Annotated in this window: 18 protein-coding genes; 7 read left to right on the top strand and 11 right to left on the bottom strand. The window is 71.8% G+C overall.

Translation table 11 applies throughout. The annotated features are described in order from the left end of the window. Window positions 1-196 precede the first annotated feature (196 nt). Window positions 197-1,582 (top strand): class II fumarate hydratase, encoded by a 1,386-nt coding sequence (locus E1292_RS42445; RefSeq protein WP_132605068.1) that lies wholly within the window; start codon window positions 197-199, stop codon window positions 1,580-1,582. Here E1292_RS42445 and trpD read toward each other — a convergent pair. Further along, entirely contained in the window at window positions 1,579-2,688 is a 1,110-nt protein-coding gene (gene trpD / locus E1292_RS42450; RefSeq protein ID WP_132605070.1) for an anthranilate phosphoribosyltransferase, read from the bottom strand. The genes E1292_RS42445 and trpD overlap by 4 nt on opposite strands. Before the next feature lie 241 nt (window positions 2,689-2,929). Between trpD and E1292_RS42455 the strand changes: the two genes are divergently transcribed. From E1292_RS42455 to E1292_RS42465, 3 genes are read left to right on the top strand one after another with little or no spacing between them, the layout of a single operon-like run. After that, window positions 2,930-3,682 (top strand): 3-hydroxybutyrate dehydrogenase, encoded by a 753-nt coding sequence (locus tag E1292_RS42455; RefSeq protein ID WP_132605072.1) that lies wholly within the window; start codon window positions 2,930-2,932, stop codon window positions 3,680-3,682. Then, the gene (locus E1292_RS42460; RefSeq protein WP_246090719.1) at window positions 3,679-5,571 is read left to right on the top strand and encodes a helix-turn-helix domain-containing protein; all 1,893 of its coding nucleotides are present in this window, start codon (window positions 3,679-3,681) and stop codon (window positions 5,569-5,571) included. Before E1292_RS42455 ends, E1292_RS42460 begins: the two co-directional genes overlap by 4 nt. A 31-nt stretch (window positions 5,572-5,602) precedes the next feature. Further along, window positions 5,603-6,889: an MFS transporter gene (locus tag E1292_RS42465; RefSeq protein WP_132605074.1), complete on the top strand. Its 1,287-nt coding sequence runs from the start codon at window positions 5,603-5,605 to the stop codon at window positions 6,887-6,889. On the opposite strand, the gene E1292_RS42470 is transcribed toward E1292_RS42465, so the two are convergent. Further along, complete coding sequence (locus tag E1292_RS42470; RefSeq protein ID WP_132605076.1) at window positions 6,879-8,876, bottom strand: glycosyltransferase family 2 protein; 1,998 nt, start codon at window positions 8,874-8,876, stop codon at window positions 6,879-6,881. The genes E1292_RS42465 and E1292_RS42470 overlap by 11 nt on opposite strands. 70 nt (window positions 8,877-8,946) lie before the next feature. Then, window positions 8,947-9,651: an aggregation-promoting factor C-terminal-like domain-containing protein gene (locus E1292_RS42475; protein WP_246090720.1), complete on the bottom strand. Its 705-nt coding sequence runs from the start codon at window positions 9,649-9,651 to the stop codon at window positions 8,947-8,949. Window positions 9,652-9,923: 272 nt separating this feature from the next. On the opposite strand from E1292_RS42475, the gene E1292_RS42480 reads away from it, so the two are divergent. The 3 genes from E1292_RS42480 to E1292_RS42490 are packed head-to-tail and all read left to right on the top strand — an operon-like array spanning window position 9,924 to window position 12,507. After that, the gene (locus E1292_RS42480) at window positions 9,924-10,598 is read left to right on the top strand and encodes a response regulator (RefSeq protein ID WP_132605078.1); all 675 of its coding nucleotides are present in this window, start codon (window positions 9,924-9,926) and stop codon (window positions 10,596-10,598) included. Further along, complete coding sequence (locus E1292_RS42485; RefSeq protein ID WP_132605080.1) at window positions 10,595-12,007, top strand: sensor histidine kinase; 1,413 nt, start codon at window positions 10,595-10,597, stop codon at window positions 12,005-12,007. The genes E1292_RS42480 and E1292_RS42485 overlap by 4 nt, the downstream gene beginning before the upstream one ends. Further along, entirely contained in the window at window positions 12,004-12,507 is a 504-nt protein-coding gene (locus tag E1292_RS42490; protein WP_132605082.1) for a hypothetical protein, read from the top strand. The genes E1292_RS42485 and E1292_RS42490 overlap by 4 nt, the downstream gene beginning before the upstream one ends. Here E1292_RS42490 and phoH2 read toward each other — a convergent pair whose 3' ends face one another. From phoH2 to E1292_RS42530, 8 genes are all read right to left on the bottom strand, one after another. Then, a complete protein-coding gene (gene phoH2, locus E1292_RS42495) occupies window positions 12,508-13,821 on the bottom strand; it encodes an RNA 5'-3' helicase PhoH2 (RefSeq protein WP_132605100.1) in 1,314 nt (437 codons plus the stop codon). It abuts the gene before it with no gap. A 212-nt stretch (window positions 13,822-14,033) separates the two neighbouring features. After that, entirely contained in the window at window positions 14,034-14,795 is a 762-nt protein-coding gene (locus E1292_RS42500) for an isoprenyl transferase (protein ID WP_132605084.1), read from the bottom strand. Window positions 14,796-14,836: 41 nt separating this feature from the next. Continuing rightward, on the bottom strand, window positions 14,837-15,385 hold the full coding sequence (locus E1292_RS42505) for a hypothetical protein (protein ID WP_132605086.1): 549 nt from the start codon (window positions 15,383-15,385) through the stop codon (window positions 14,837-14,839). Between the two features lie 51 nt (window positions 15,386-15,436). Then, window positions 15,437-15,967, bottom strand: coding sequence for an SCO6045 C-terminal-like domain-containing protein (locus tag E1292_RS52390; RefSeq protein ID WP_181958390.1), 531 nt, complete (start codon window positions 15,965-15,967; stop codon window positions 15,437-15,439). Further along, window positions 15,964-16,779 carry an MbnB/TglH/ChrH family RiPP precursor modification enzyme gene (locus E1292_RS42515; protein ID WP_132605088.1) on the bottom strand — a complete coding sequence of 272 codons (816 nt, stop codon included), beginning with the start codon at window positions 16,777-16,779 and terminating at the stop codon, window positions 15,964-15,966. The genes E1292_RS52390 and E1292_RS42515 overlap by 4 nt, the downstream gene beginning before the upstream one ends. A gap of 1 nt (window position 16,780) precedes the next feature. After that, on the bottom strand, window positions 16,781-17,668 hold the full coding sequence (locus tag E1292_RS42520) for a TIGR04222 domain-containing membrane protein (RefSeq protein ID WP_132605090.1): 888 nt from the start codon (window positions 17,666-17,668) through the stop codon (window positions 16,781-16,783). A 94-nt stretch (window positions 17,669-17,762) separates the two neighbouring features. Beyond that, complete coding sequence (locus E1292_RS42525) at window positions 17,763-18,728, bottom strand: TIGR04222 domain-containing membrane protein (protein ID WP_132605092.1); 966 nt, start codon at window positions 18,726-18,728, stop codon at window positions 17,763-17,765. 72 nt (window positions 18,729-18,800) lie between these two features. Then, a partial coding sequence (locus E1292_RS42530; RefSeq protein WP_132605094.1) for a phosphoenolpyruvate carboxykinase domain-containing protein occupies window positions 18,801-19,447 on the bottom strand: 647 nt, incomplete at its 5' end.

The following is a 19,447-nucleotide window of genomic DNA, read 5'->3' on the forward strand; positions in this document are numbered from 1 at the left end:
GGGCTGGGCACCGACCTGTTCGCCATCGCCGGCCAGCCGGAGCAGCGGCCCGACGGCAACCGCAACGGCATGCTGGTGCTCATGGCGGTCGCCGCCGCCGCGGCCGTGGTGATCGCCATTCTGATCGTGGCCCTCATCTCGAGCTGAACGCGGGGTGCTTCCCGGCCGGCCCGAATTCGTGGGTCAGACTGAAGTCATGAGCGAGTTCAGGATCGAACATGACTCGATGGGTGAGGTTCGCGTGCCCGCGGGAGCACGCTGGCGCGCGCAGACCCAGCGGGCGGTGGAGAATTTCCCGGTGTCCGGGCGGCCCATCGAGCCGTCCCACATCGCCGCGCTGGCCCTGGTCAAGGCCGTGGCGGCGGAGGTCAACGGCGAGCTCGGCGTGATCGACAAGGAGATGGCCGAGGCGATCGCGCAGGCCGCCGCCGACGTGGCCGAGAACGAGCACGACGCGCACTTCCCGATCGACGTCTTCCAGACCGGCTCGGGCACCTCGTCCAACATGAACGCCAACGAGGTGATCGCGACGCTCGCCGAGGAGCGGCTTGGCCGGCCCGTGCACCCGAACGACCACGTGAACGCCTCCCAGTCGTCCAACGACGTCTTCCCCACGTCGATCCACGTGGCGGCGGCGACCGAGGTGACCTATCACCTGCTGCCCTCGCTCCAGCACCTGGCCGAGACGCTGCGGGCGAAGGCCGTCGAGTTCGGCGGGGTGGTGAAGTCGGGGCGCACCCATCTGATGGACGCGACTCCGGTGACGCTGGGCCAGGAGTTCGGGGGGTACGCCACGCAGATCGAGCACGGTGTCGTACGCGTCACCGCGGCGCTGGACCACGTACTGGAGCTGCCTTTGGGCGGCACGGCCGTGGGCACGGGCATCAACACCCCCGCGGGGTTCGCGCAGGAGGCGATCGCGAAGCTGCGCGAGGCGACCGGCATCCCGTTCCAGGAGGCCAGGGACCACTTCGAGGCCCAGAGCGCGCAAGACTCGATCGTCGAGCTGTCGGGGCAGCTCAAGGTGGTGGCCGTCTCGCTGAACAAGATCGCCAACGATCTCCGCTGGATGGGGTCCGGCCCGCGCGCAGGGCTCGGCGAGATCAACCTGCCCGACCTGCAGCCCGGCTCGTCCATCATGCCGGGCAAGGTCAACCCGGTGATCCCTGAGGCCACGGGCATGGTCGCGGCGCAGGTCATCGGCAACGACGCGGCGATCACGTTCGCGGGCGCGTCCGGGAACTTCGAGCTGAACGTGCAGCTGCCGGTCATCGCCCGCAACGTGCTGGAGTCGATCAGGTTGCTGGGCAACGTCTCGCGGCTGCTCGCCGACCGCTGCGTGTCCGGCATCACGGCGAACGTGGAGCGCCTGCGCGAGTACGCCGAGTCGTCCCCGTCGATCGTCACCCCGCTGAACCGGTATGTCGGCTACGAGGAGGCGGCCAAGATCGCCAAGCAGGCGCTGGCGGAGCGGAAGACGATCCGCGAGGTCGTCATCGAGCGCGGCCACGTGGCCGACGGCACACTGACGGAGGAGCAGCTGGACGCCGCGCTCGACGTTCTGTCGATGACCCGTCCCTAGGACGGCCGCGCCTGCTGCGTGGCCTGCGCCCAGCGGGTGAGCAGAGCCGCGGCGGCGCCGGAGTCGACGGCGTCGGCGGCCCGCTTGCGAGCGGCGCCCAGGGCGGCGGTGAGCTCGGGGGCCGGCGGCACCCCGTCGGCGGCCGCCACGGCGGCGGCCGCGTTGAGCAGCACGACGTCTCGTACGGGGCCCGGCTCTCCCGCGAGGACGGCGCGGGCCACCGCCGCGTTGTGCCGGGCGTCGCCGCCACGCAGGTCGTCGGGGCGAGCCCGCGGGATCGACAGGTCGGCGGGGTCGAAGGCGGTCCGCGTCACCGTGCCGCGCCGTACGACCCAGATCGTCGAGGGGCCGCACGTGGTGAGCTCGTCGAGCCCGTCGTCGCCGCGGAAGACGAGGGACGAGCCGCCGCGTTCGGCCAGGACGCCCGCGATGACCGGCGCCATCTCCGGGTGGAAGACGCCGACCGCCTGCGCGGCGGGCAGCGCGGGGTTGGTGAGCGGGGCCAGGAAGTTGAAGACCGTCGGCACGCCCAGCTCGCGGCGCGGTCCGGAGGTGCGTTTCAGCGCCGGGTTGAACGCCGGGGCGAAGCAGAACGTGATGCCCACCTCCTCCGCGATCGCGACCACGGCGCCGGGCGGCAGGTCGACGGCAACGCCGAGTTCTTCCAGCACGTCCGCGGCGCCGGCCATGGACGACGCGGCCCGGCCTCCGTGCTTGACCACCTTCGCGCCCGCGGCGGCGGCCACGACGGCGGCCATGGTGGAGATGTTCACGGTGTTGGCGCGGTCGCCGCCGGTGCCGACGAGGTCGACGGGGTCGCCAGGCACCCTGATGGCGGCCGATCGGGACAGCATGCCGTCGGCCAGCCCGGACACCTCCGCCACGCTCTCGCCCTTGGCCCGCAGCGCCACGGCGAACGCGGCGATCTGCGCGTCCGTGGCCGCTCCCGACATGATCTGCTCCATGGCCCACGCGGCCTGGCGCGAGGTGAGCGACACGCCGTCGAGCAGCATGGTGAGCAGCTGTGGCCAGGTGGTGGTCGCGGCGGGCCCCGTGGGCGCGGCGGTCCCCGTGGGCGCGGTGCCGGGCGTTGTGGTGCTGGTCATGGTGAGCGTCCCTTTCCGTCAGTGCTCGACGGGGGCGCGTGCGACATGCGTACGGCCGCCTCGTCGAGGCGGCCGTGTGCGTATGCGCTGGAGGGTCCGCCTAGGAGGCGGGCCACCACAGGAACGAATACGCGATCATGCGATCCACCATAGCAGACCACGTAGGCCACATAAGGCGACGCGGTTCTATGTCTCTCGCACCCATGCGCCTGCGCCCGCCGAGCGTTTAGAGTCAAGGGATATGGCGAAGGAGCTGACGGGGCGGACCGCGCTGGTCACGGGTGCGGGCGGCGGCATCGGGGCGGCCTGCGCCCGGCGGCTGGCCGCGGAGGGAGCCAGGGTGCTGGTCGTCGATCTGCGGGCCGAGCCCGCGGCGGCGGTGGCCGCCGAGACCGGCGGCGTGGCCGTCGTGGCCGATCTGAGCGAGCCCGGCTTCGTGGCGGCGCTGCCTGACGAGCCCGTCGACATCGTGGTCAACAACGCGGGGTTCCAGCACGTCGCGCCGGTCGAGGAGTTCCCGCCCGAGGTGTTCTCGGCGATGCTCAGGGTCATGGTCGAGGCGCCGTTCCTGATCGCGCGCGAGGTGCTGCCCGGCATGTACGCCAGGGGCTGGGGGCGGTTCGTGAACATCTCGTCGGTCCACGGGCTGCGGGCCTCCCCCTACAAGTCGGCGTACACCGCGGCCAAGCACGGGCTGGAGGGGTTCTCCAAGGTGGTCGCGCTCGAAGGGGCGCCCCACGGGGTGACCTCGACGTGCGTCTGTCCCGCCTACGTCCGCACCGGGCTGGTCGAGGCGCAGATCGCCGACCAGGCGAAGGTGCACGGCATCGCGCCCGACGAGGTGGTGACGGACATCATGCTCCAGCCGGCCGCGATCAAGCGGCTGATCGAGCCGGAGGAGGTGGCCGAGCTGGTCGCCTACCTGTGCGGGCCAGGCGGGGCGTTCATCACCGGCGTGTCGCTCCCTGTGGACGGCGGCTGGACGGCCCGGTGACCGGCACCACCTTCCTCGAACTGCTGGCCAGGGAGGCGTCGGCGGTCGAGTTCGAGGGTCCGATCATCGCGGCCAGGGCCGCGGGCGCCGACCCGGCCACGATCGAGGAGCTCGAACAGGCCAAGGTCGAGGCGCTGAAGGTGCGCGACCTGCTCAAGAGGCGCGCCAGGCGGGAGGCCGAGCTGTCGGCGCTGTACGACACGGCCGGCGACCTGGCCGCGCTGCGCGACCTCGACGCCGTGCTCGAGGCCATCGTGCACCGGGCGAGGCAGTTGCTGGCCACCGACATCGCGTACATGACGCTGCACGACCCCGAGCGGGGCGACACGTACATGCGGGTCACCGACGGGTCGATCTCGGCGAAGTTCCGGGCGCTGCGGCTGGCCATGGGGGCGGGGCTGGGCGGCCTGGTGGCGCAGAAGGCGGTCCCGTACGCGACGGCCGACTATTTCGCCGACGCGAGGTTCCGGCACAAGGACGACATCGACGAGGCCGTCACGGAGGAGGGCCTGGTCGCGATCCTGGGCGTGCCGCTGCGGCTGGGACAGCGGGTGATCGGCGTGCTGATGGCGGCCAACCGCAGCGCGCGGCCGTTCCATCAGGAGGAGGTGTCGCTGCTGGCCAGCCTGGCGGCGCACGCCGCGGTCGCGATCGACAACGCCAGGCTGCTGCAGGAGACGAGGAACGCGCTGGAGGAGCTCTCCCACGCCCACCGGACGGCCAGGGCGCACGGCGAGGCCGTGGAGCGGGCCGCGCTGGCGCACGACAGGATGACCTCGCTGGTGCTGCGCGGCGGCGGGATCGAGGACGTCGCGGCGGTGGTGACCGACGTGCTCGGCGGCTCGCTGGCGGTGCTGGACGACCTGGGCCGGGCGCTCACGGGAGACGTCGGGGAGCTCGACCAGGAGGTGTTCGAGGCGGCGCAGGCGTCCAGGGCGCTGGGCCGTACCGTGCGCAGGGGCGACCTGCTGATCGCGTCGGTGGACGTCGGCGGGGAGCCGCTGTGCACGCTGGTGCTGCGCAGCGACGACGCCGACGAGCGCATCCTGGAGCGGGCGGCGCTGGTGTGCGCGCTGCTGCTGCTGTTCCGCCGGAGCGTGGCGGAGGCCGAGGGGCGGGTCAGGGGCGAGTTGCTCGACGATCTGATCGCGCGGCCCGGCTCCCCCGGCCTGGCCGACCGGGCGCACCGGCTCGGCGTCGATCTGGGCGCGCCGCACGTCGTCGTGGTGGCCAAGCACGCGGGGCAGCGCGAACGGGCCGCGTTCTGGGCGTCGTCGCAGGCCACGATGTGGCACGGGCTGGCCGCCGGGCGCGGCGACGAGGTCGTGCTGCTGCTGCCGGGCGCCGACGCGGCCGGCGCCGCGCAGCGGGTGGCCGCCGAGCTGAGCGCGTCCCTGCAGAGCCCGGCCACGGCGGGCGCGTCCGGCATGCCGGGTGAGGGCAGGGAGCCGTCCAGGGCGCGCGACGTCGCCAGGGCCTACCAGGAGGCACGGCGGTGCGCGGAGGCGCTCATCGCGCTCGGCCGGGCGGGCGACGGCGCGAGCGCGGCCGAGCTGGGCTTCGTCGGCCTGCTCGTCGGCGACGGCCGCGACGTGGGCGGTTTCGTGGACTCGACGCTCGGCGCGGTGATCGAGTACGACGCCCGCAGGGGCACCGCGCTGGCCGACACGCTGTCCGCCTACTTCGGCTCGGGCGGGTCCCCTTCGCGTACGGCCGAGGCCATGCACATCCACGTCAACACCGTCACGCAGCGGCTCGACCGGGTCGGCAAGCTGCTCGGCGAGGGCTGGCTGGAGCCGGGGCGCGCGCTCGAGATCCAGCTCGCGCTCCGCTTGCACCGGCTCGGCCACACATCGATCACGCAGACTGTAGGCGCCGACGCCATATGAGTGACGCCGGTCACTCCCTACCGTGACCGGCATGGCCACTTCCATCAAGAAGGTCGTCGCCGCGAGCCTGGTCGGCACCACCATCGAGTGGTACGACTTCTTCCTCTACGGCTCGGCAGCCGCCCTCGTGTTCAACCAGCTCTTCTTCCCCGGCTCCGATCCGCTGACCGGCACCCTGCTGGCGTTCCTCACCTACGCCGTCGGGTTCGCCGCCCGCCCGCTCGGCGGCCTGGTCTTCGGCCACTTCGGTGACCGGCTGGGCCGCAAGACGCTCCTTGTCGTCAGCCTGCTGATGATGGGCACGGCGACGTTCCTGATCGGCTGCCTGCCGACGTACGAGACGCTCGGCCCGGCCGCGGCGCTGCTGCTGACGGCGCTGCGCCTGGTGCAGGGCTTCGCGCTCGGCGGCGAGTGGGGCGGCGCGGTGCTGATCGTCTCCGAGCACGGCGACAGCGAGCGGCGCGGCTTCTGGGCCTCCTGGCCGCAGGCCGGCGCCCCCGGCGGCAACCTGCTGGCCACCGGCGTGCTGGCGGCGCTGGCCGCCTGGCAGTCGGACGAGGCGTTCCTGTCGTGGGGCTGGCGGGTGCCGTTCCTGCTGTCGGGCGCGCTGGTGCTGGTCGGGTTGTGGATCCGGCTGTCGATCAGCGAGTCGCCGGTGTTCCAGCAGGCCGAGCCGGAGGAACGGGCGCCGATCGTGGGCGTGCTCCGCCATCACTGGAAGGACGTGCTCATCGCGATCGGCGCCCGCCTGGCGGAGAACATCTCCTTCTACCTCCTGACCGTCTTCGTCATCACGTACGCCAAGCAGGTGGAGATCGACAACTCCACGGTGCTGACCGCGGTGCTGGTCGCCTCGGCCATCCACTTCGTCACGATCCCGCTGTGGGGCGCGCTGTCCGACCGCGTCGGCCGCCGCCCCATCTACCTGGCGGGCGCGGCCGGGATCGGGGTGTGGATCTTCGCGTTCTTCCCGCTCGTGGACACGGGCAACTTCCTGGCGATCACCCTCGCCGTCACCGTCGGCCTGCTCTTCCACGGCATGATGTACGGCCCGCAGGCGGCCTTCTTCTCGGAGCTGTTCGCCACGAGGACGCGCTACACCGGCGTGTCGATCGGGGCGCAGCTCTCGGCGATCGTGGCCGGCGCGCTGGCGCCGATCATCGCGGTCGCGCTGCTGCGGGAGTACGCGAGCAGCGTGCCGATCTCGGTCTACCTCGGCCTGGCGGCGGTGCTCACCCTCGTCGCCGTCTTCGCCGCGCGCGAGACCCAGGGCAGCGACCTGGCCGAGCCCAGGCCGCAGGGCAGGGTCACTCCTTGAGGTACCGGTGGCCGCCCGCGCGCGCCAGACGCACCATGTGGCGCGCGCCGGGCAGCCTCCGGCCGATCCGGTGCAGCAGGGTGTCGCGGCCCATGGGCGAGCGGCGCTCGGGGTCGGCCGCGGCGGCCGGGCGCACCTCGACCCGGCCCCTGCGCATCTCCAGCGCGAACCTGAGCCCGAACTCCCCGTCCGACGAGCGCAGCGACGACAACCACGTGCCGGGGCCGAAGTGGTCGTCCTCCGGCATGATCCGCTTGACCGGCACCTTGGCCACGAGCTGCCCGGCGATCCTGCCCGGCACGCCGGCTTCGACCAGCGCGGGAGCGCACACCTCGCGGGCACGCCGCCCGCTGCTGCGCAACACCAGCTCCAGCGGCGGCCCCCCGCTCGGCGGCACGTACGGCACCGGCAGCACGACGTACAGGTGGCCGTCGAGGTGCTTGACCGTCACGCCCGGGGACACGAGCGCGATCGACTCCGAGAACGAGCGCGGCTCGACGACCAGGCCCAGCTCGCCCTGGTCGGTCCAGCACGGCACCACGAGCCGCATCCTGGGCCGCTGGGCCAGCACGCCGAGGCAGTTGAGCGGCCCCTTGGCACGGCTGACGCGGCTCCTGGCCTGGTTGGCGCCGCCGAACATGCGTACGTGCACCTCCCACTGCCCCGGCCTGAGCGGCTCGCCGAGCGCGGCGCTGGTGATGTCGATCCTGGCCTCGCCCTTGATCTGCACGCGGAAGCGGCGGCGGCCGTCCTGGACGCGCTCCACGTGCTGGGTCAGCGGCAGGAAGTGCACGAGCCCCGTCTCGGTGTGCCGGACGTAGACCTCGATGCGCGCCCGCTCGACCGCGTCGGTGACGTCGGTGACGCTCTCCGGCAGGCGCCTGGTGTCGATGGAGCGCGGCGGGATCCAGTGCAGGCGGTCGCCGTCGGCGCGGTACCTGTCGGGTGTGCCGTCGCCGCCGTGGACCTCCACGGTCAGCCCGAGCACCAGGACGTGGGCGTCCCAGCGCACCTCGGTCAGGTCGGAGCGCAGGCCCGCCCGCCTGGTGGAGTTGGCCAGGAGCATGATCTGGTCCAGGCGTCCCGTACGCACGTACGCGGCCACCACGCGCATCTGAACGGGCAGGTAGGTGTCGAGCCGCTCGGGGAACCGCTGGAACACCAGCTCCTGGACCACCCGGAAGTGCACGCCGCGGTCGACGGATGAGTCGGCGAACTTGCTGGTCAGCAGCGGGCGGAGGACGACGGAGCGGAACCAGTGGGCGTACATGCGCTCGCGCTGGCGGCCCTCGCCGACGTAGGTGTCGATGTCGTCGAGCAGCGCGTGCAGCTCCTTCACGATCGCCCGCGGCTCGTCCTCGGCGACGGGGCGCTGGCCGAGGTGGCAGCAGACGTGCTCGGCCAGCACGGCGATGGCCTTGGCGTGCAGGTACGCCCGCATCACGAACGCCTGCTCCCCCATCAGCCCGCCGGGCACGGGGAAGCCGAGCTCGTGCTGCTCCAGGAAGGTGCGCCGGTAGAGCTGCTGCGGCAGGAGCAGGGTGAGCAGCTTGTCGCGCAGGACGTCGGCGCGGGCGGTGCTGCGCTCGAACGCGGTCATCGGCGGCCCGTAGTCGCGGACCAGCCGGCCGATCAGCACGTCGGCGTCGGTCTCCATCGCGCGGTCGTGCATGCGTGCGATGGCGTCACGTTCGAGGCGGTCACCCTGGTCGAGAAAGTAGACGTAGTCGCCGGTGGCCGCGGCCAGGCCGACGTTGCGGCCGCGCATCGGCGTGCCCGTGTGCGGCAGGTGCAGCGCACGCACGTTGGGGCGGGCCGCGGCGATGGTGTCCAGTCGTTCCCCGATGCCGTCGGTCGACCCGTCGTCGACGAAGATCACTTCGTAGTCGTCCGCCGACATCGTCTGCTCCAGTGCGGAGCGGATGCACGCGTCGGCGGTGTCACCCGGATTGCAGACAACGACGATCACACTGACCTTCACACCCATGCGGCAAGCGTGCGCCGATATACCCGATCGGGCGCGGTGGCTTGCCGATTAGAGGAGGAAAGTTGACCTGTTAGTACCAGCCCACCGACTGTGAATGGGCCCAGGCGCCGCACGGCGTGCCGTAGCGGCCCTTGATGTAGCCGAGGCCCCACTCGATCTGGGTGGCGGCGTTGGTCTGCCAGTCGCCGCCCGCGCTGGCCATCTTGCTGCCCGGGAGCGACTGCGGGATGCCGTACGCGCCGGAGTAGCGGTTCATCGCCCGCTCGTTCCAGCCGCTCTCCTTCTGCCAGAGCCGCTCCAGGCAGCCCCACTGGTCGGCGCCCCAGCCTCTGGACGCCAGCATGGACTTGGCGGTGGCCTTGTTGCTGCCCGGCGAGGGGTCGCTGCCCGGCGGGAAGTTCGCGGCGGGGAACCCGTCACCGCCTGGCGCCCGCTCGGGCACGACCCAGTCGAACTCCTTGTCCTTGCCCGAGCGGCCCTTCTTCAGCTGGTCGGCGCGGTAGGCCTGCTCGGCGGCGTTCTTCAGCGCGTCGGTCTCGGGGTCGGGCGCCGACAGGTCGCCGCCGGCCAGCTTGGCGAAGTCGTCGACGGAGAGCGCGGCCTGCTGCGGCTTGTTGGCGTTCTGGACGGCGCGGTAGGCGACGAAGCCACCGCCGCCGAAGACGATGACCAGCGTGACGACGGTGATGACGACGCGCTTGGGCGTGACACGCGAACGCCGCCGCGCCGAGGGAGGGGCTTCCTTCGGGTGGCGCTCGCGAGGGCGCTCGCTCAACTGCGGACCGGGGCTCACGATCCATGAGCTTGCCCTGTCCTGGGGGGTGGTCCGCAACCGAAACGCGGGAATCGCTTGGCGTAAGTTTGGCTAACTATCGGGTTAGCGTGGAGTTTCCCGATCAGTGTGACATTCATCACACGTAGCGCGGCCCTTGGAGGGCCCGCAGACAAACGCAGGCCCGACAGTCGGCATTTCATCGCCCCGTCAACGGATTGTCACGATTTGGTGACGTAACTCGGATATTTGGGACATGGAACAATAATGTGCGCGTGGCTGGCATCCTCCTTGTAGAAGACGACCCCTCCGTCCGTACGGCACTCGAACTCGCGCTGACGCGGCAGGGGCACTCCGTCACGTCCTACGCGACGGGCGAGGAGGCGCTCGACCACATCAGGGCGCGGCGCCCCGAGATAGCGATTCTCGACGTCATGCTCCCGGGGATCGACGGCATCGAGGTGTGCCGCCGCGTACGCAAGCTCGACCAGCTCCCCGTCATCCTCCTCACCGCCCGCGGCGACGACCTGGACGTGGTCGTCGGACTGGAGGCGGGCGCCGACGACTACGTGGTCAAGCCCGTCGAGCCCAGGGTCCTGGACGCCCGCATCCGCGCCATCCTGCGCCGGGCGGAGTCGGCCGCCTCCGACCGCATCACCTTCGGCGACCTCGTGGTCGACCGGGGCGCGCTCAAGGTCACGCTCGCCGGCAAGGAGATCCACCTGACGCCGACCGAGCTGCGGTTGCTCCTGGAGCTCATACGGCACCCCGGGCAGGTGCTCAACCGCCGCTACCTGCTGCGCGAGGTGTGGGACCACACGCACATCGCCGACTCGCGGCTGGTGGACGCCTGCGTGCAGCGGGTGCGCGCGAAGATCGAACCCAGGCCGGGCGAGCCCGTGTTCATCCACACGGTGCGCGGGTTCGGCTACCGGTTCAACCCTCCGTGATCCCGCTGCCCACCGGGCTGCGCGCCCGCCTGGTCATCACGTTCACGCTCGTGGCCGTGGCCGCCTCGCTGCTGGTCGCCACGATCGGCTTCGAGCTGGCCAAGACCGCGCTCGTCACCCGGGCCGAGACCACCGCGCTCGACCAGGTCACCAGGGAGCTCGGCAGCATCACCTTCCCCATCGGCCGGCTCAGGCCGGGCGAGGCCGCCCCCACGGCGAAGGAGCTCGGCCGCCTCGCCCACGCGCTCAACGGGCCGGGCCGCAGCGTCCTCATCGAGTACGGCGCCCTGATCGCCTCCGAGGGCCCGATGTCCATGAGCGACGTGCCCAACGAGCTCCACGGAAGGGCCAAGCAGAGCGTCGTCACCCAGCGCAAGATCATCCGGGGCGAGCTCTGGCTCATCGTCGGCGCGGAGGTCTACCGGGAGGCCGGCAGCAGGGTCGAGGCGACGGGCCTGCGGGCGTTCGTCTTCTTCCCGCTGAAGGACGACGAGCGGCAGCTGGCCAGGCTCCGGATCACCTTCACCCAGGCCGGCGTGGTCATCGTGCTGATCGCGCTGGTCGTGGCGCTGCTGTCGGCCCGGCAGGTGCTGCTGCCGGTCCGGCGGCTGAGCGCGGCCGCGCAGGCGCTCGGCCAGGGGCGGCTGGACACGCGGCTGCCCGTCCACGGTCAGGACGAGCTGGCCGAGCTCACCAGCAGGTTCAACGACGCCGCCGCGGCGCTGGAGCTGAGCGTGGCGGAGCTGCGCTCGCTGGAGGCCATGTCGCGCAGGTTCGTGGCGGACGTCTCCCACGAGCTGCGCACGCCGCTGACCTCGATGACGGCCGTCGCCGACATGCTCTCCGAGGAGGCCGGCCGGCTGCCCGAGGCCCCGGCGGAGGCCGTACGCCTGGTGCTCAGGGAGATCGAGCGCCTGCGCGAGCTGGTCGAGCACCTGATCGAGGTCAGCCGCTTCGACGCGGGCACGGCCACGCTCAACCTCGAGCCGGTGAACGTGGCCGAGGCCATCGACGACTGCCTGGCCGTGCGCGGCTGGAGCGACCAGGTGGCCGTGAAGGCCCCCCAGGGACTGGCCGTCAACCTGGATCCCGCCAGGTTCGACGTGATCGTGGCCAACCTCGTCGGCAACGCGCTCAAGCACGGCCGGCCACCGGTGCTGGTCACCGCCAGGACCACGCAGAACGGCCTGGAGGTGAAGGTGCGTGACCACGGCCAGGGCATCCCCCGCGAGGCGCTGCCGCACGTCTTCGACCGCTTCTTCAAGGCCGGCGCGGGCCGGTCGCGCAGCCAGGGCAGCGGTCTCGGCCTCGCCATCGCCAGGGCCAACGTGCACCTGCACGACGGCACGATCTCCGTACGAGCCCAGAACCCCGGCACCCTCTTCACCGTCTGGTTGCCTCACGTATGAAAGCCCAACGCATCCTCACCGTCGCCGCGCTCGTCGGCGCCGCGGCCTGCGGCATCTCTCCCACCGACGTCCAGGACCGCGACAATGCCCCGACCACCAGGATCCCTCCGCCGTCCAAGACGATCTACCTGCTCAAGGACGGCGAGCTCATCCTGGAACCCGCCGACGTCGACAACGACACCGTCGGCAGCCTGCTCGGGGCGCTCTTCGACGCGTCGACCCAGCCGCTCGGCAACCGGGACACGGCGCTGCGCGGCTTCACCTACATCGGGATCAAGGACTCGCTCAACCCGATCCAGCGCGACGAGGTGCAGCTCCCGCGCACCTCGACGCTGACCGTCTACATCAGGGGCGAGGGCACGCTGACCAAGCTCGGCAAGGCCCAGATCGTCTGCACCGCCCAGCAGGAAGCGGCGTTCGAGCTGGTCAAGATCGTACGGGAGAACGAGAACCGCCCCTCCAAGACGGAGGGGCGGTACACCTGCGGCGAGCTCAGGTGATCAGAGCGTGATGTCCTCCAGCATCTCCGTCACCAGGGCGGCGATCGGGGAACGTTCGGACCTGGTCAGCGTGACGTGCGCGAAGAGCGGGTGGCCCTTGAGCTTCTCCACCACCGCCACCACGCCGTCGTGCCGCCCCACCCGCAGGTTGTCGCGCTGGGCGATGTCGTGGGTGAGCACGACCCGCGAGTTGGCGCCGATCCGGCTCAGCACCGTGAGCAGGACGCCGCGTTCGAGCGACTGGGCCTCGTCCACGATCACGAACGCGTCGTGCAACGAGCGGCCGCGGATGTGCGTCAGCGGGAGCACCTCCAGCATGCCCCGGTCGAGCACCTCCTCGATCACCTCGGGCGACGTGATCGCGCCCAGCGTGTCGTAGACCGCCTGCGCCCACGGGCCCATCTTCTCGCCCTCGGTGCCCGGCAGGTAGCCGAGCTCCTGGCCGCCCACGGCGTAGAGGGGGCGGAAGACGACCACCTTGCGGTGCTGGCGGCGCTCCAGAACGGCCTCCAGGCCGGCGCAGAGGGCCAGCGCCGACTTGCCGGTGCCGGCCCGCCCGCCGAGCGAGACGATGCCGATCTCCGGGTCCATCAACAGCTCGAGCGCGATGCGCTGCTCGGCGGAGCGGCCGTGCAGGCCGAACACCTCGCGGTCGCCGCGCACGAGCTTGACCGACTTGTCCGGCAGCACCCTGCCGAGGGCCGAGCCCTTGGCCGACAGCAGCCGCAGGCCGGTGTGCGTGGGCAGCTCCCTTCCCTCCTCGAAGTCGGCGTTGCCCTGGTCGAAGAGCGTCTCGACGTCTTCGGCGGTCACCTGGAGCTCGGCCATCCCCGTCCAGCCGGACTCGTGCACCAGCTCCGCGCGGTATTCCTCGGCCGACAGGCCGATCGAGGCGGCCTTGACCCGCAGCGGCAGGTCTTTGGAGACCAGGACGACGTCGCAGCCCTCGGCGGCCAGCGAGCGGGCCACGGTCAGGATGCGGGTGTCGTTGTCTCCCAGGCGGAAGCCCACGGGCAGGATGGACGGATCGCTGTGATTGAGCTCAACCCTGATCGTGCCATCCCCCGTCGGCATCGGCTCGTCGAGCCTGCCGTACTGGATGCGCAGCTCGTCGAGGTACCGCAGGGCCTTCCTCGCGAAGTAGCCGAGCTCGGGATGGTGCCGCTTACCTTCCAACTCCGTGATGACCACGATCGGAAGGACGACGTCGTGCTCGGCGAAGCGGGTCATTGCCGCCGGATCGGCTAGCAGGACCGAGGTGTCGAGCACGTACGTGCGCTTGGCCGGCTTGGTCGTAGGGTTGCTCGAGGACACTGCCACACGTTCTCCCCCGGGTGCCCATGGTGCGGGCACCCTGCAGACGAGGCGGGAATCGGACCGGACCCGCATCCCCGACCGCTACGTGCCGTCGGCGCCGGGGTCCGGCCCCCCTCGGCAGTTCACGATGCAAAGGCGGGCCCTCTCCGAAATGTCCGTCCTGTGGCCGGACATTTCCAACGTTACGTCCTGAATACCCAGATGTCGCGTCAGGAACCGTAACGCCGGTGTCTCGCAGCGTAATCGCGCAGCGCTCGGAGGAAGTCGACCCTGCGGAAGTCCGGCCAGTAGGCCTCGTGGAAGTAGAACTCCGAATGGGCGCTCTGCCAGAGCATGAAGCCCGACAAGCGCTGCTCGCCCGAGGTCCGGATGAGGAGGTCCGGGTCGGGTTGGCCGCGAGTGTAAAGATGCTCCGCGATGTGCTCCACATCGAGCACCTCGACGAGGTCCTCGATGCTCGCCCCCTTGCTCGCATGCTCCTGGAGGAGTGAGCGCACCGCATCGGCAATCTCACGCCTTCCTCCATACCCAACTGCAACGTTCACAATCAGGCCTGGACGGTGCGAGGAGACTTCTTTTGCATCTTTGAGGACATTCGCCGTCCGGTCCGGCAGCAGGTCGAGCGCGCCGACCGGGCTGATCCGCCACCCCTCGGCCACGAGCTCCCGCGTCACGTCCTCGATGATGCGTAGCAGGGGCTCCAGCTCGTCCCGCGGCCGGTTGAGGTTGTCGTTGGACAACATCCACACGGTGACGACCTCGACCCCGGTCTCACGGCACCAGCCGAGCAGCTCCGAGATCTTGTCCGCGCCCTTGCGATGACCGGTGGCCACGTCGCGCATGCCCATGGCCCGCGCCCAGCGGCGGTTGCCGTCGATGATGACCCCGACATGCCGGGGGACGCTGTCCTTGGACAGCTTGGCCTCCAGCCGGTGCTCATAGAGCCGGTAGACCAGATTGCGCAGGCCCACGGACGTGCCTCCCAGCGGTGCTGTGACCTAACACGCAATTATCACCGTGATTCGCCCGTGCCTGCCCCCTGGACTGGATTTCTGGCCAAGTCTCTGCCTTCCAGACACCCTTCGGCCTCTTCCACCAGCCCGCGTACGAACCCCGACAGCTCGGCCGAGGTCAGCACCGCCCGCATGCCCACCCCCGTGGCGCCCCACGCCTCCACGTAGGCCCGCCTGGTCAGCCGCCACTCGCCGGTCACGGGCTGCCACCTCGGGATGGTGCGCAGCTGGCAGCGGAGCTCCCCGCCGCCGACCAGGCCGGAGCGCGTGCGGTAGCGGAAGGAGAACAGCTCGCTGTCGGGCGCCTCGTCGGGGAACCGATCGTCGGGATCGAGCCACCGCCCGGCCACGCCGCCGTCCCTGCGGGCCTCGTCGACGCCGCGCGCGAGGCGCGCGAGCAGCCAGCCGCACCGCTCCCCCACGCTGCCGTAAGGCGTGCCGTCCCGATGCAACTCGAGAGTGATCTCGTACGGCCTGCCGACGCTGTCCCTGCACGCGATGGGCGTGACGCTCAGATACGAACCATCGACACAGCGCAGTCCCCCCATCCCCTCACAATTTCCGCCCGAAAGTCGGCTAAACGCGGGCGATGTCCCCGGTCACTCGGGCCAACCGTCCGGCCGGGACCCGCCCGCGTTCCAGGGCAGGAGACGGGCCCACCAGCGGCCCTTCCGGGGCGGCGCGGGCATGCGGCCACGGGCTCGCAACCAGGCGGCGAAGTCGTCGGCGTCCGCGCGGTAGCCGGGCGGCGGCGTGCTGCGGGAACGCGCGTAGGCGGCGTACTCCGCGGCCAGGTCGGGGCCCGCGGCGGCGGCCGCGTCGGGGCGGAGCCTGGCCACGATGCCGCGCCGCTTGGCCAGCAGGCTCGCCGCCTGCACCCGCATGCGTTCCCGGTCGAAGCCCTCAGGCGGCTCCGCCCCCGTGACGAGGGCCGCAACCACCCGCCCCTGCGCCTCCGCCAGCCGCCGCCGCGCCTCGTCCGTCGCCGCGACTCCCCCGCCGGCGACCTGCGCGTCCGTCGCCGCGGCTCTCCCGCCGGCGACCTGCGCGTCGGTCACCGCCGCTCCTCCGCCGGCGAGCTGCGCGTCGGTCACCGCGGCTCCTCCACCGGGGATCTGCGCGTCGGTCACCGCGGATCTCCCGCCAGGGACATGGCCGCCCTGATCCGGGACAGCTCGGTCGCCAGGACGGCGTCGCTCGGGTAGTCGTCGTCCCACTCCAGCAGCACGCCGGGCGGCGTGGCGCGGGCGCACAGCTCGCTCAGCAGGTCGAGCACCGGCCGCGGGGCCACCTTGGTGTGGGTGTCGTGCCAGATGCCGCCGTGCTCGTAGCCGCCGGCCACGTGGACGTAGGCCAGGTGCTCCAGCGGAAGCGCGTCGAGCGCGGCCACGGCCGGCAGGCCCAGGTTGACCTGGTTGGTGTAGAGGTTGGCCACGTCGATCAGCAGCCCGACACCGGTGGCCGCGACCAGCTCCGCGAGGAACTCGGCCTCGGTCAGCTCGTCGTCGGGCCAGCCGAAGATGGCGGCGACGTTCTCCAGGGCCAGCGGCACGGGCAGGGCGTCCTGGGCCCGCCGCACGTTCTCGGTGACCACCCGCAGCGACTCGCGGGTGCGCGGCACGGGCAGCAGGTGCCCGGCCTCGACGCCTCCCCCGCGTACGAACGCCAGGTGCTCGCTGACCAGCGGCGCGTCGAGAGCCTGCGCGCAGGCGGCCAGATGAGCGAGCCTGGCGGGTGAGGGCGGCTCCGCGTCGCCGACCCCGAGCGACACCCCGTGCGGGATCACCGGCAGGCCCCGCTCGCGCAGCACGCGTAACGACTCGGGCAGCCGGGCCGGCCTGATGTTCTCGGCGACCACTTCGAGGAAGTCGACGCCGTCCATCCGCTCGATCGTCAGGTCGAGCTCGCTCCGCCAGCCGATGCCCAATCCCAGCTCGGCCATGTCAACTCCCTCCTCCGCAACCGCTGCCGCAACCGGCACCGCCGCCGCAGCCCGAGCCGCCGTGCGAGGCTCCGCCGCAACCGCCGCCGGCGCAGGAGCCGGCGCCCCCCGTGCCACGGTACGTCGCCCGCCGCGAGCTCCGGCGCGGTGACCGCATGGCGCCCAGCTCGGCCCGCAGGCGCGGGTCGGGCGACTCGGCCGGACCGTACAGGGCGACGTGCACAGGACCGTCGCCCGTGCCCCTGGGATGGCCCGCCCTGGCCTGGTCGAGCCGCTCGGCTCCCTCGGCGGTGAGTGTGCCCCGCCGGGACCCGCGGTGGTCACGGGCCACCACGGCCGCGCCGATGCCCGTGCCCGCCAGGAGGAGCAGGGGAAGCAGCGCCGGGGTGGTCACGAGGCACACCACCGCCCCCGTCACCGCCAGCGCCGAGACCGCGCGCAGCCGGGTCGCCAGCCGGCCCAGCCGCCTGACACGGTGGCCGGGCAGGACCAGCCCCCGCTCCGTGAGGTTCCGCCGGAGCGCGTCCATGGCCAGGCTCTCCCCCACCCTGCGCTTGAGCGCGGACGCCTGCAGCCCGGACACCGTCGCGACCTTGGCGAGCGTCTCCTGCTCGATGGGGTGGCGCGACACGGACGGCGCGTGCACGCTGTGCACGTGGCCCCCGCGTGACACGCGCAGGTCCCCCGAGCCGGCCAGCAGCGCGACGGCCGTGCCGGCCACCTGGGCGGAACCGCCCGCCAGGTAGGCGAGATCGTAGTGGTCCAGGTCGAGAGCGCCGGATACCGCCGGCGACTCCCGGCCGGCGGCGCGCTCGCCTTTGATCGAGAAAGCGGTGGCGACGGCGACGGCCGGCAGAGCCACCGAGAGGATCAGCAGGAACAGGTCCATGACGCCTCCCTCCACACAGCCGGAAAAGGGCTGCTACCAGCAGGACGCCAGGGCGAAGGTCAAGGTTTCGTTCTGCTCATTTAGATCGCGGGGATCACGAGCTGCCGCCACCGCCGCAGCTCGATCCGCCGCCGCCACAGCTCGACGACCCCCCGCCGCAGCTCGACGAGCCGCCGCCGAAGTCCAGGCCGCCGAAGGAGTCGCCGCTGCCGAAGGTGATGCCGTCGGAGCCGCTGTAGGTGCCGCACGAACCGGCGCAGTCGCCCCCGGGCACGCCGGCGGACAGTTCGTCGCAGAGCAACTGGTCGCCTGACTCGCTCAGCCCGTACAGCGCGACCGGGATCCCCACGGCCAGGGAGAGCGAGCGCGGATCGTGTACCCCCCTGGGATGGTAGGCGTGGGCCGACCGCAGCACCTGGCGGCCCTCGCCGGTGACGACGTTGCGCAGCCTGCGCTTCTGCCGGTAGAGCCCGATGAGGCCGGTGGCGACGGCGAACAGGCTGAAGAACACCGCCCCTATGTACACCGACTCCTTGCCCGCCACACCGGCGACGGCCAGCACGACCACCAGCACCAGATAGCCGGCGGCCCCGCACACCGCGAGCCGCAGCAGGCCACAGCGCCGCCGGGCCGTCGCGAACGCCGACTCCGGCACGATCAGCCCCTTGCGCTCCAGACCGGCGGCGAGCTCGGTGAGCGCGGGACGCGTCTCGAGCTCGCGGCGCAGCTCGCCCGCCTGGTGGCCGCCGGGCCGCGAGGCCAGCGCGTCGAGCACCGCCTGCTCCAGCGGCTCCGGCGAGGGCGACGCGCCGTACACGGCGGTGACCCGGGAGCCACGCGAGACCCGGACGGCGCCGGCCGACGCGAGCACGGCCAGCGCCGTGTTGAGCGCCCGGCGCGGCCCGCCGGACAGGTACGCCAGCTCGTACGGCCCCAGCTGGTGCCCGCCTCCGGCGGACGCCGTCCCGCTGACCCGCCTGCGCTCGCGTTCGACGCGCTGCTCCGCCGCGTTGACCAGGACCACCACGGCGATCGAGACGATGATCAGGACGTAGTCCACGGCGGCACTCCCCTGCGGTACGGCAAGCCGCCAAGTTAGACGGCTCGGCCGTACCGCACAAGGGGATATCGCTCAGCCGAGGCGGTCGAGCAGGGCGTTGTACTCCTCCCACAGCTCCTTCGGCAGGTGCGCGCCGAACTTCTCGAAGTGGGCCGGGATCAGCGCGGCCTCCTCGCGCCACACCTCGCGGTCGACCGTCAGCAGCGCCTCGAGGTCCTCCTCGGACAGGCCGAGGCCCTCGGTGTCGAGGTCGGCGGGCAGCAGGCCGATGGGGGTCGGCACCGCCTTGGCCTCGCCGTTGAGCCGGTCGACGATCCATTTGAGCACGCGGCTGTTCTCGCCGAAGCCGGGCCAGATGAACGCGCCGTCGGCGTTCTTGCGGAACCAGTTGACGTAGTAGATCCGGGGCAGCACGGCGCCCTCGCGGCGGCCGACGTCCAGCCAGTGGCCGAAGTAGTCGCCCATGTTGTAGCCGCAGAACGGCAGCATCGCGAACGGGTCGTGGCGCAGCTCGCCCACCTTGCCCTCGGCGGCGGCGGTCTTCTCGGAGGCGACGTTGGCTCCGAGAAAGACGCCGTGCTCCCAGCTCAGCGACTCTGTCACCAGAGGAACGGCGGTGGCGCGGCGGCCGCCGAACAAGATCGCTGAGATGGGCACGCCCTTGGGGTCCTGCCACTCGGGTGCGATGATCGGGCACTGGGCGGCGGGGGTGGTGAAGC

This window comes from Nonomuraea deserti, assembly GCF_004348685.1.
Lineage (GTDB): Bacteria > Actinomycetota > Actinomycetes > Streptosporangiales > Streptosporangiaceae > Nonomuraea > Nonomuraea deserti.